The sequence below is a fragment of the Roseovarius halophilus (ex Wu et al. 2025) genome, assembly GCF_047086965.1.
In genome coordinates this window covers 1-11290 of sequence record NZ_JBKOTX010000176.1, presented here as the reverse complement: position 1 = coordinate 11290, position 11290 = coordinate 1, and the positions used below count along the sequence as shown (strand labels likewise).

Below are 11290 nucleotides of genomic sequence, written 5' to 3'. Positions count from 1 at the left end.
CCTCATCCGCACGGTCAGCACGCTGGACGGCACGCCCAACATCGACAATGGCGGCAACGGGCTCAGCGGCTTCCTCGACGCGCTGAACATCACCGACACCGCCGACGGCGCGCAGATGAACGTGGACGGGCACCTGGTCCTCGTGGAGAACGTGGCGGCGGCAAACCTGACGCTGGACGATTTCACGTTCATCTGAAACGGGGCGGGCCACCACGGCCCTCCCTGCCAGGGACTCGCGGGCTGGAGAGGCCCGCCGCGACCGGGTCAGGTGTTGAAAAGGAAGTGGACAACGTCGCCGTCCTTGACGACGTATTGCTTGCCCTCGGCGCGCATCCGGCCCGCCTCCTTGGCCCCCTGTTCGCCGCCGCAGGCGACGAAATCATCGTAGGCGATCGTTTCGGCGCGGATGAAGCCCTTCTCGAAATCCCCGTGGATGGCACCGGCCGCGCGCGGCGCGGTCGTGCCGGCGGGAATGGTCCAGGCGCGCGCCTCCTTGGGGCCCACGGTGAAATAGGTTTCGAGGTTCAGCAGTGCGTAGCCCGCCTTGATCAGGCGGTCGAGCCCGGCTTCTTCGAGCCCCATCTCGTCGAGGAACATCGCCGCCTCGTCGGCGTCGAGCTGGCTTAACTCCTCCTCGATCCGCGCCGAGATCGTGACGGTGGCCGCGCCCTGTTCCGCCGCCATTTCCGCGACCGCGGCGGAAAGTTCGTTACCCTGCGCCGCGCTGCCCTCGTCGACGTTGCAGACATAGAGGATGGGCTTGGTGGTCAGGAGTTGCAGCGTTTTCCATGCGCGTGCATCCTCCTCCGCGACCTCGACCAGCCGCGCGGGCTTGCCGTTCTCCAGCATTTCCTGTGCGTCGGCCAGCAGTCTGTCTTGTTGCTGGGCTTCCTTGTCGCCGCCCTTGAGCTTGCGCACCAGCCCGGCGCGGCGCTTCTCGATCGATTCGAGGTCGGCCAGCATCAATTCGGTCTCGATCACCTCGGCATCGGCCACCGGATCGACGCGCCCGTCGACATGCGTCACGTCGCCATCCTCGAAACAGCGCAGGACATGCGCGATGGCATCCACCTCGCGGATATTGGCAAGGAACTGGTTGCCCAGCCCCTCGCCCTTGCTGGCGCCCTTCACCAGCCCGGCAATGTCGACGAAGGTCATCCGGGTGGGGACGACCTGCCGCGACCCGGCGATCCCGGCCAGTTTTTCGAGGCGGTCATCGGGCACGGCCACCTCGCCCACGTTGGGCTCGATGGTGCAGAACGGGAAATTGGCCGCCTGCGCGGCGGCGGTGCGGGTCAGCGCGTTGAACAGCGTGGATTTCCCCACGTTCGGCAACCCGACGATACCCATCTTGAATCCCATCTCGAACGCTCCTTTGTGGCACCGCGGCGCTTCTATGCCGCATGCGCACGCGTTGCAAGAAGCGCCTGTCGCTCCGACAGGGCCGGGCGGCCGCGGCGCCGGTACCATTCCCCATTGCACTCGGCGGCGCTTTGGGCGACACCGAGGACGGACCGTATCACAGGACGCCGCGATGACCCGCATAGACTCGAAATTCGCCGAACTTCGCAAGGCCGGCCGCAAGGCCTTTGTCGCCTACGTCATGGCGGGCGATCCCGAATACGATACCTCGCTGGAGCTAATCAAGGGCCTGCCGGGCGCGGGCGTGGACATCATCGAGCTCGGGATGCCCTTCACCGATCCGATGGCGGATGGCCCGACGATCCAGCTGGCCGGTCAGCGGGCGCTGGAAGGCGGGCAGACGCTGCAAAAGACCTTGGACATGGTGGCGGAATTCCGCAGGACGGACGCGACCACGCCGATCGTGATGATGGGCTATTACAACCCGATCTACAATCGCGGCGTGGACCGGTTCCTGCAGGATGCGAAGACAGCCGGGATCGACGGTCTGATCGTGGTGGACCTGCCCCCGGAGGAAGACGAGGAGCTGTGCATCCCCGCCCAGAAGGCGGGGCTGAACTTCATCCGCCTCGCCACGCCGACCACGGATGACAAGCGGCTGCCCAAGGTGCTGACGAACACGTCGGGGTTCGTCTATTACGTCTCGATAACCGGGATCACCGGCGCGGCCGCCGCGGAGGCCAGCGACGTCGGCCCCGAGGTTGCGCGCATCAAGGCGTGTACCGACCTGCCGGTCATCGTGGGCTTCGGCATTCGCAGCCCCGAAACCAGCCGCGACATCGCAAGCGTGGCCGATGGTGCCGTCGTGGGGTCGGCCATCGTGGGCAAGCTGGCCGAGGGGCACGGCACCGACGAGGTGCTGGCGTTCGTCAAGGGGCTGGCCGACGGCGCCCATTCGGCGTGACAGCGGGCCCTTGACGGGGGCACGCCCCCGTCACGCGGCGCGGCGCACCCTGTTGCGGCCCTCGTTCTTGGACGCATAGACCGCGACATCGGCGCGCTTGATCCGCGCCGCGATGTCATCGTGGCCGGCGCTAACGCCGATCGACGCCGTGACCGGCCTGCCCGCCACGGAAAGCCCGTCTTCGACCGCGCGGCACAGGCGTTCGGCGATCTCCACCGCGGCGGGTTCGTCCGTGTGCGGCAGGAAGGCGATGAATTCCTCGCCCCCGAACCGGGCCACGACATCGGTTTTGCGCAGGGTGGTCCGGAGAACCCCCGCCAGATCCCGCAGGACCGCGTCGCCCGCGTCGTGACCGAACCTGTCATTGACGGTCTTGAAATGATCGAGGTCCAGCAGCATGACCGCGCCCGGCGCGTCGGCGGCAACCACCCTGTCGAAGCCACGCCTGTTGAGAAGCCCGGTAAGCGGATCGGTGTCGGCGGATTTGCGAACATCCGCCATGCGGCTCTTGACGCGGGTCATCAGCCGGTTCGCCCGTTGCATCAGGCGGCCAAGTTCATCATCGCCCGCGTCGGGCATCGTCGGTATCGTTTCATCCTCTTCGAAAACCCTCATCCCCTCCTCGATCCGGTAAAGCGGCGCGAGGAGGGCGCGCAGCGCGAACAGGGTGGCGGCGGTGCCAAGAAGCGTGGCCCCGAGGATGAGCAGAAGCGCGTCGCGGTACCCCGCGAAACCGGACCCGGCGACCAGCATGAAGGCCAGCAAGCTGATCAGCGGGACGTGGGTCCCAACGAACGCGATGCAGAAGACCTTGGCGGTGAAGCTGCGCGGAAAAATGCGGGCGAGGAAAAGGTAGATCGTCATGACGGCACCCCTTGCACCCAGCTTCTCGGCAAATAGTTAACAAATCACTAATCACGGCCAGTGACAGTTTACCCGAGCGCCACGTCGAGCATCATCATCAGGATCAACCCCGCGAGCAGGCCCGACGTCGCGGCATTCTGGTGACCGTGCCGGTGGGTTTCGGGAATGATCTCGTGACTGATGATATAGAGCATCGCCCCGGCGGCAAAGCTCAGGCCCGGGGGCAGCATCTGTTGCGACATCTGCACCGCCCCCACGCCCAGCACGCCGCCCACGGGCTCGATCAGGCCGGTCGCCAGCGCGATGGCGAAGGCGCGCCGCCGGTCATAGCCCTGCCCGCGCAGCGCCACCGCCACGGCCAGCCCTTCGGGCGCGTTCTGAAGCGCGATCCCCGTGGCCAGCGAGAGCCCGTTTTGCAAGTCACCACCGCCGAAGCCCACGCCGACGGCCAGACCCTCGGGGAAATTGTGGATGGTTATGGCAAAGACGAACAGCCAGATCTTCGGCAGCGCGCCCGGATCCGCGCCTTCCGGGCCGATGACGAAGTGCCGGTGCGGCAACAGCGCGTTCAGCGCCGCCACCAGCAGCGCGCCGGCCCCGATGCCCGCTCCGGCCACCATGGCCGCAGCCGTGACCGAGCCGTAAACCATCCGGCCGGCCTCGATCCCCGGCAGCAGAAGGGAAAAATAAGATGCCGACAGCATGACCCCCGCCGCGAAGCCCAGCATGGCGTCATTGGCGCGGCGCGACGGTGTCTTGCCGAACAGCACGGGCACGGCCCCCGCGCCGGTCATCAGGCCGGCAGCGAGACTCGCGATGGCGCCGATCAGGATCAGTTCCATGTCCGCTCTCCGTTACGGCCCCGGCCCGGCGGCCCCGAAAAAGCCTAGACCTGTCGAGGCAGATTGCACAGGGGGCCCGGTACTGGTAAGCAAACTTGACCAGAAAAGCGACCGGAATGCGCCATGCCAGCCATCACCTGCATCGAGGACCTGCGCCGCCTGTACGAACGCCGCGTGCCCCGGATGTTCTATGACTACGCCGAGTCCGGCAGTTGGACGGAACAGACATTCCGCGAGAACAGCAGCGATTTCCACGACATATACCTGCGCCAGCGCGTCGCGGTGGATATGTCCGGCCGGTCGACCGCCAGCAGGATGATCGGGCAGGACGTGTCCATGCCCGTGGCGCTCGCGCCGGTCGGAATCACGGGCATGCAGCACGCCGACGGCGAAATCAAGGCAGCGCGCGCGGCCGAGGAATTCGGCGTTCCCTACACCCTGTCGACCATGTCGATCTGCTCGATCGAGGACGTGGCCGAAAACACCTCGAAACCCTTCTGGTTCCAGGTCTACACCCTGAAGGACGATGATTTCATGCAGCGCCTGTTCGACCGGGCGAAGGCGGCCAAGTGTTCGGCCGCGGTCATCACCGTGGACCTTCAGGTGCTCGGCCAGCGGCACAAGGACATCAAGAACGGGCTCAGCGCGCCCCCGAAACTGACTCCGCGATCCGTGGCCAACATGATGACCAAGGTACGTTGGGGGCTGGGGATGCTGGGCACCAAGCGGCGTTCCTTCGGCAACATCGTGGGGCACGCCAAGGGCGTGACCGACCCGACCTCGCTGAGTTCGTGGACGGCCGAAGCCTTTGACGAGGCGCTTGACTGGGACCGGATCAAGCAGTTCCGCAAGATGTGGGACGGCCCGCTGATCCTCAAGGGCATCATGGACCCGCGCGACGCGCGGGAGGCGCTGAACGTGGGCGTGGACGCGATCATCGTGTCGAATCACGGGGGCCGGCAGCTGGACGGCGCGCTTTCGGCGATCCGCGCGCTTCCCGCGATCATGGACGCCGTCGGTGACAAGATCGAGGTGCATGTCGACAGCGGCATCCGGTCGGGACAGGACGTGCTGAAGGCGCTCAGCCTCGGGGCGACGGGCACGTATATCGGCCGGGCCTTCGTCTACGGCCTCGGCGCCATGGGCGAACAGGGCGTCACGAAGGCCCTCGAGATCATCCGCCACGAGCTGGATATCTCGATGGCGTTCTGCGGGCGCACCGACGTGACGACACTGGACCGCGACATCCTGATGGTTCCGGAAGATTTCACCGGCCGCTGGGCCTGACCCCGCGCCCCATCCGCCACGACGCGTCACGACCCGGCCGCGCCGCGTCCGGCGGGCCGGCCACGCGGCGTGTGAAAATGATGGTGGCGGACAACAAGACCTTGACGCGAAATGCCGCCGGATTCTTAAGTGAAGCGGGCGATCCTGCGGCGCATCCGGTTTCCGCCGCCCGCAGGGTCCGGTTCCGGAAGTGTTGATTGGCGGCCGGCACCGGCACAGGGTGCCGCGGCCGCACACGAAGAATACGGGCCGGCTGTTTCGCCGGCAGGATTTCGAAGGGGGAACGCGATGGCGTTCAGGGGGCTGGTTTTCGCCGTTTGCGCCATGGCAGCTGTTGTCATGGCACATCCGTCACAGGCGCAGGACACGGGGGATACCCGCGTGGTATTCGTTGACAGCGATCCGGCATCAGGCGGTCCCGGGCCCGTCGACGGGTCGCTGTCCGTCCTGCAGTTCCCGGCCTTGCCCCCGGTCGAGGCCGCCAAGGATCAGGTTCTGGCGGCGCTGCTGCGGTCGAACCCCGTCTCGACCTTCCTTGCCTCGCCCGGCGAGATCACCGCGCAGACGGATGCGCTGTACATCGTGATGAAACTGTCGCTCGCGGAGGCATCGGGCACAGAGGGCGCGCAACCGGACGCCATGGTGCAGGTCGGACCGGACCGGATGGAGATGTCGACACTCCACAGCCGGTTCGACGCGCTCATATCGGCGCTGAATCCCGCCGCGCGGCAGATCGCGTTTCTTCACGTGGATGATCCCGACAACCGCTTGCCGGCGATGATCGACGCGTTTCGCAGCGGACTCAAGGCCACCGGGCTGGGCATGACGGTGATCATGGTCAATGCCCGCAAGGATGAGTGCGCGGGCGACCGCCCGCCGCTGGAATACGCGGTTCTGGGCGGGCTGGCGGACCGCGCGCCGTTCGGCGATGACGACGGCCGCACCGACGCCGCCGAGGCCAGCGTGTGGATCAGCCGCGCGCTTGCCCGCAATGCCGAGCGCGGGCATCCCTGCGCGGCGGGCTATTCGCTGATCCTGCGCGGCGACGACGCATCGGACCGCGTGCTGATTGACCACGGCGACAAGCCGCTCATCCCGGCGCTGGACAGTGCCGTCTACCTTGAAAGTTTCGAGGCGCTTTTCCTGCGCGGCGCGGAAAAGGCGGGGCCGATCCGCGACTACCTAGAGAGCTGCACCTACTGCCCGCATGAACGCGAGCTCTCAAACAGGATGCGCGACATTGCCGAACATCAGTTGGCACTGGAACTGGAAACCGACATATGGAACCGCATCCGCGAGGACGAAACGCCCGATCGCTACGAGGTCTACCTCGATAACTGCAGGCTATGCACCTACCGCGACGAGGCCGAGGCGCGACTCGCGCGCATCGCCGAGATACGCGCCGCCCGCGACGCCGAGAAAGCCGCGTTCGACCGGTTGGCGGCCGCGCGTGATCTCAACGGTCTGCGCGACTGGCTGGAAACCTGCGTCGCCTGCGATCAGCGGGCACAGGCCGAGACGCTGCTTGACGACATTCTTTCGGATGAACGGTTGCAGGAAGAGAACGAGGCATTGAAGGCCGCGCTGCGGGCCAAGAATGCCGAACGGATACGTGGCTGGCTGGAAACCTGCGATCTGTGCGCCGCGCAAGACGAGGCGCGCGCAGGGCTCGCCCGGATGCAGGAGGAGGCCGAGGCCGCCCGGCCCTGCCAGCGGGCGGCCGGTCTGCCGCAGAACGGCGGTCCGCGACTGTTGGCGGCGATCGATACGGACGCCGCGCGGGCCACGTGCCGCGCGATCACGGCGCGATATCCCAACAGCCCCGTCGCCATCACGACGCTGGGGCGTGTCGCGCAGGCCGAAGGCGATGCCGAGGCCGCGCGCGCGGCATATGCCACGGGTATCGAGGCCGGCTTGCCGCAGGCTTACGGGCTGGGCGCCTACCTTGCCTTCTCGCCCGGCGGCGACAGGAACCCGGACTATGCGAAGGCCGAGCGGCTTGCGCGGGACGGCTACGAGCGCGGTGACTGGCTTTCCGGCGAAGTCCTGACACTGATCTACCTGCGCGAGCTGGTCGAGGGGCGGTCGGCCACCGACGCGCTGCCCATCGCCCGGGCGCAGGCCGCGGACGGCAACCCGGTTGCGCAGTTCTTCATGGGGTACTTCCACAACACCGGCACGGCGGTCGAGAAATCGGTCACCCGTGCCGCTGACTGGTTCACGCGGGCGGTGGATCAGGGCTATCTTCACGCCAATTCATTCCTCGCGGGCATCCTCGAACGAGGCGCCGAGGGGACCCCCGCGGATGTGGAGCGCGCAACCGAGCTGTACTGGCAGGCGCTGGCCGCAGGTGATTCAACGGCGCGGCAGAGATTGACCGACCAGATCGACGACCGCCCCGCCGACGTGGTGCGCGGCATCCAGGCGCGCCTGCGCGAAGAGGGCATCTTCAACGGGCTGGTCGACGGCATCGCCGGGCCGCGCACCGCCGGGGCGGTGGCGCGTTTCGCCTCTCTTCAAGATCAGGAACAGGATTGAGTGATTTGGTCATGAGCAAAGATTTGCGCCGCCTTGCCATGGTGTTGAGCCTGTGCCTCATCGCGTTCACGCCAACGGCCGGCACCACGATGGAACGCCGGCTGAACGATCTGGAATGTCCCGCCGCGCCCGTGACTATCGCGGTCATCGGCGACAGTCTTGCCGACGGGATCTGGGGGGCCTTCTACCGCGCTTTCGCCACATGCGCCGATGTCCGCGTCATGCGTCTGACGGAGGTGTCGGACGGGTTGGCGAAATCCCCCGCCAAGGACTGGCTGGACCGGCTGGAGACCGCGGCGCCCGACCTGACCGTCGTCACCGTCGGCGCCAACGACCTGACCAACATCCGCAAGGACCGGTCGCGCCTGGTGCATGGCACGCCGGACTGGAAATCCGAATATGCCGCCCGCGCCCGGGCGCTGGCGGCCGGGCTCAAGGCGCGCTCCGAGGCTGTCGTCTGGATGGGGCTACCCATCGTCGGCAAACAGGAATACGAAGCCAGCTACCGCCAGTTGACCGAGCTTCAGTCGGCTGCCGCGCGGCAGGCCGGCGTTCGTTTCGTGGACACCCACGAACCCACCACTTTCGGGCAGGGCCAGTTCGTGATGAGCACGCGCATCGACGGCACGGTCCGGCAGGTGCGGCACAGCGACCAGGTCCATTTCACCGAACTGGGTTACGACATGGTTGCCGCGCTCATGCAGGCCACGGTCTCGACCATATTCACGACCGCCAGCCGCGATGCCGATCTCGGTGCCGTCGCGCTGCAATGAGGGCGGGGCTCCTCCCCCTCGTCGCGGCGGCATTGCTGGCCGCGTGCGGGCCGCGCGGCGACGGCGCCTCGGCGCAGGACATGGGCGCCCTGCTGAGCGGGGCCGAGCCCGACGGGGCGGCCATCGCGCAAACCGGGACGGAGATCCGCGCCACGGTTTCGCGGGACAACCCCGCACGCATGCTGGTGATCGGCGACAGCCTTGCGCAGGGGTTCGGGATGTTGCTGCAACAGCGCGCACCGGCGCGCGGCCTCGCGATCGAGGTCACCAACAGGGGGCGCCCGTCGACCGGGCTGGCGCGGGGCGACTATTACGACTGGCCGGCGCGGCTCGGCGACATGATCGGCCGCATGGACCCCGATATCGTGGTCGCGCATTTCGGCGCGAACGACATGCAGACCGTGATCACGTCCGAGGGGCGCACCGGCTACGGCACCGCCGGCTGGGAAGACGCATACCGCGCGCAGATGCGCCGTGTGCTGGCGCTGGCCGCCGAACACGACATCATCATGTACTGGTTCGGGCCGGGGCCGGACGGCAACGCGGCGCTCAATGCGCATCTCGGGCGCATCAACCCGTGGTTCAAGGACGAAAGCGCGCGTGCCGGCGCCACGTATTTTCCCATCACGCCCTTCACCACCCCGCCCGATGGCCGTTTCGCCCGCCGGGTCGAGGTGAACGGCCGCACGATGGCCATGCGGACGGCTGACGGCTCGCATTTCACCGGGGCAGGATACCAGCTGGTCGCGGATCGCCTGCTGGACGCGGTGATCGCCCGCTTTCCCGCGCTCGCCCCCGCCGACCGGCAGGCGCCGGGCGGGGGTCTTGTCCTTGCCGGCATGCTGCAATAGCGCGGACACGGCTGGCGGATGGTCTTTCCCACCCTTCAGTTCGTGCTTTTCTTTGCCGTCGTGCTCAGCCTCGTCACCGCGCTGGAAGGCACGGCCCGCCGCGGCCTGCGCAAGGGCGTGTTGATCGCCGCGTCCTACGTTTTCTACGCGGCATGGGACATGCGGTTTCTGGCCCTCATGGCGGGTGTTTCGCTGGTGGCATGGATCGCCGGGTATCACGCCCGCGATCCCGTCCGGGGCAGGATGGCCCGCGTACTGGGCATCGCGCTGATGCTTCTGGCACTGGGCATATTCAAGTATTTCAACTTCTTCTTCCTGTCGCTGCAGCAGCTTCTGGGCGACAGCGTGCTGTCGCGCGACCTTGCGTGGATGCGCGTCGTGTTGCCGGTGGGCATCTCGTTCTACACGTTCCAGGCAATTTCCTACATCGTCGATGTGGGGCGCGGCGATGTCGACCCGCGCCGGAACCCGGTGGACGTTTTCCTCTACATCTCGTTCTTTCCACAACTCGTGGCCGGGCCGATCGTGCGCGCGGCGCATTTCCTGCCCCAGATCGACCGCCCCCACCGCGTCAATGCCGCGGCGCGCGCCGGTGCCGTCATGCTGATCCTGTCGGGGCTGTTCAAGAAAATGGTCGTCGCCAATTACCTCGCGGTGATGCTGGTCGACCCGGTCTTCGGGTTTCCCGAGGGGCAGGCATGGCACGGTGCGGCCCTCGCCGTGCTGGGATACGGCGTGCAGATCTACTGCGACTTCTCGGGCTATTCCGATATCGCCATCGGCATCGCCCTGCTGATGGGCTACCGGTTCCACCGCAACTTCAACCAACCCTACCGGGCGCGCGGCCTGTCGGATTTCTGGCGCCGGTGGCACATTTCGCTGTCCACGTGGATCCGCGATTACCTCTACATTCCGCTCGGTGGCAATCGCGGCAGCGCCGGGCGGCGCGTGACAACCGTGATGATCACCATGACGCTCGCCGGGCTTTGGCACGGCGCGGGGTGGAATTTCCTGGCGTGGGGCGTGTTGCATGGCGCCGGTCTGGTGGCCGAACGCGTGATCGCGGGGGGGCGGGGGCTTGCCCGGCTGTCGGTGGTCGCCGTGCCCGCGACACTGCTTTTCGTGATGCTGCTCTGGATACCCTTCCGCGCCGCTGACTGGGACGGCACCCGCGCGATCCTTTCCGCGCTCACCCGGGCGGAGGGTGGCGCGCCGGTCGCCATCACCGCGCCAGTGCTGGCTCTCGTCGCCGTGGGTTTGGCGATGAACTGGCTGCCGCCGGCCTGGCGCGACCGGGCCGAGCTGATGCTTGCGCGGGGGCCCGCGGCCGTGCAGGCGCTGGTTCTGGCCACGGGAACGGTGCTGTGTTTCGCGCTCGCGCAAGACGGCGTCGCGCCGTTCATCTATTTCCAGTTCTAGGCCGGGGAGACCGCAATGCGCAGCAACAAGGTCTTCGTTCTGACGCTCTGGGCGGCGCTCGCCTTGGTGTGGGCCGTGTCCGGTGACCGGTTCCTCGATCTGGTGTTCGCGATGCCGGATATCGGGGTGGTGGACGACCTCGTCATCTCGGCGGTGCTGCGGGCCGAGGATGCCCGCGCCCTGCTGGACCCGCCCGACCTGTTCGGTCAGTTGCGGCACATGCTGCACCGTCTTACCGGGCTGGGCTGAGGGAGCGTCATGAGCACACGGAAAACACGCAACCGCACCCCCCCGTTCCTTTCACGAGCATACCTGGCGCCCGCTGGGGGACACCGAGAAGGGCGAGAGCCTGACACATCTGCGACAGGCGCAAGAAGATCGCTGCATGGC

The 11290-nt window shown here is 67.2% G+C and carries 10 protein-coding genes and 1 pseudogene; 8 read left to right on the top strand and 3 right to left on the bottom strand.

Annotated features, from left to right (window positions below):
- A pseudogene (locus tag ACH107_RS25150) lies at positions 1–196 on the top strand (hypothetical protein); the annotation flags it as partial.
- A 68-nt stretch (positions 197–264) separates the two neighbouring features.
- Here the strand turns inward: ACH107_RS25150 and ychF are convergent.
- Positions 265–1362 (bottom strand): redox-regulated ATPase YchF, encoded by a 1098-nt coding sequence (ychF, locus tag ACH107_RS25145; RefSeq protein ID WP_412508309.1) that lies wholly within the window; start codon positions 1360–1362, stop codon positions 265–267.
- A gap of 172 nt (positions 1363–1534) precedes the next feature.
- Here ychF and trpA point away from each other — a divergent pair, with 172 nt between their 5' ends.
- Complete coding sequence (trpA, locus tag ACH107_RS25140; RefSeq protein ID WP_412508307.1) at positions 1535–2326, top strand: tryptophan synthase subunit alpha; 792 nt, start codon at positions 1535–1537, stop codon at positions 2324–2326.
- 30 nt (positions 2327–2356) lie between these two features.
- On the opposite strand, the gene ACH107_RS25135 is transcribed toward trpA, so the two are convergent.
- Together ACH107_RS25135 and ACH107_RS25130 are read right to left on the bottom strand one after the other, a co-directional pair.
- A complete protein-coding gene (locus tag ACH107_RS25135; RefSeq protein ID WP_412508305.1) occupies positions 2357–3190 on the bottom strand; it encodes a diguanylate cyclase in 834 nt (277 codons plus the stop codon).
- 68 nt (positions 3191–3258) lie between these two features.
- Positions 3259–4032, bottom strand: coding sequence for a ZIP family metal transporter (locus tag ACH107_RS25130; protein ID WP_412508303.1), 774 nt, complete (start codon positions 4030–4032; stop codon positions 3259–3261).
- 123 nt (positions 4033–4155) lie between these two features.
- Here ACH107_RS25130 and ACH107_RS25125 point away from each other — a divergent pair, with 123 nt between their 5' ends.
- The 6 genes from ACH107_RS25125 to ACH107_RS25100 all read left to right on the top strand — a co-directional run bounded on the left by ACH107_RS25125 (position 4156) and on the right by ACH107_RS25100 (position 11149).
- Positions 4156–5319: an L-lactate dehydrogenase gene (locus ACH107_RS25125; RefSeq protein ID WP_412508301.1), complete on the top strand. Its 1164-nt coding sequence runs from the start codon at positions 4156–4158 to the stop codon at positions 5317–5319.
- Between the two features lie 339 nt (positions 5320–5658).
- Positions 5659–7857: a hypothetical protein gene (locus ACH107_RS25120; protein ID WP_412508300.1), complete on the top strand. Its 2199-nt coding sequence runs from the start codon at positions 5659–5661 to the stop codon at positions 7855–7857.
- Between the two features lie 11 nt (positions 7858–7868).
- Positions 7869–8630, top strand: a complete 762-nt coding sequence (locus tag ACH107_RS25115) for a GDSL-type esterase/lipase family protein (RefSeq protein WP_412508299.1) — start codon at positions 7869–7871, stop codon at positions 8628–8630.
- Positions 8627–9481, top strand: coding sequence for a DUF459 domain-containing protein (locus ACH107_RS25110; protein WP_412508298.1), 855 nt, complete (start codon positions 8627–8629; stop codon positions 9479–9481). The genes ACH107_RS25115 and ACH107_RS25110 overlap by 4 nt, the downstream gene beginning before the upstream one ends.
- A gap of 18 nt (positions 9482–9499) precedes the next feature.
- Positions 9500–10900, top strand: a complete 1401-nt coding sequence (locus ACH107_RS25105) for an MBOAT family O-acyltransferase (protein WP_412508296.1) — start codon at positions 9500–9502, stop codon at positions 10898–10900.
- A gap of 15 nt (positions 10901–10915) precedes the next feature.
- Positions 10916–11149 carry a hypothetical protein gene (locus ACH107_RS25100; RefSeq protein WP_412508294.1) on the top strand — a complete coding sequence of 78 codons (234 nt, stop codon included), beginning with the start codon at positions 10916–10918 and terminating at the stop codon, positions 11147–11149.
- Positions 11150–11290 lie beyond the last annotated feature (141 nt).

Coding starts and splice junctions, on each gene's coding strand:
- ACH107_RS25135 (WP_412508305.1), bottom strand. CDS start 3,190: ATGACGATCTACCTTTTCCTCGCCCGCATTTTTCCGCGCAGCTTCACC.
- ACH107_RS25105 (WP_412508296.1), top strand. CDS start 9,500: ATGGTCTTTCCCACCCTTCAGTTCGTGCTTTTCTTTGCCGTCGTGCTC.
- ACH107_RS25115 (WP_412508299.1), top strand. CDS start 7,869: ATGAGCAAAGATTTGCGCCGCCTTGCCATGGTGTTGAGCCTGTGCCTC.
- ychF (WP_412508309.1), bottom strand. CDS start 1,362: ATGGGATTCAAGATGGGTATCGTCGGGTTGCCGAACGTGGGGAAATCC.
- ACH107_RS25120 (WP_412508300.1), top strand. CDS start 5,659: ATGGCACATCCGTCACAGGCGCAGGACACGGGGGATACCCGCGTGGTA.
- ACH107_RS25110 (WP_412508298.1), top strand. CDS start 8,627: ATGAGGGCGGGGCTCCTCCCCCTCGTCGCGGCGGCATTGCTGGCCGCG.
- ACH107_RS25130 (WP_412508303.1), bottom strand. CDS start 4,032: ATGGAACTGATCCTGATCGGCGCCATCGCGAGTCTCGCTGCCGGCCTG.
- ACH107_RS25100 (WP_412508294.1), top strand. CDS start 10,916: ATGCGCAGCAACAAGGTCTTCGTTCTGACGCTCTGGGCGGCGCTCGCC.
- ACH107_RS25125 (WP_412508301.1), top strand. CDS start 4,156: ATGCCAGCCATCACCTGCATCGAGGACCTGCGCCGCCTGTACGAACGC.
- trpA (WP_412508307.1), top strand. CDS start 1,535: ATGACCCGCATAGACTCGAAATTCGCCGAACTTCGCAAGGCCGGCCGC.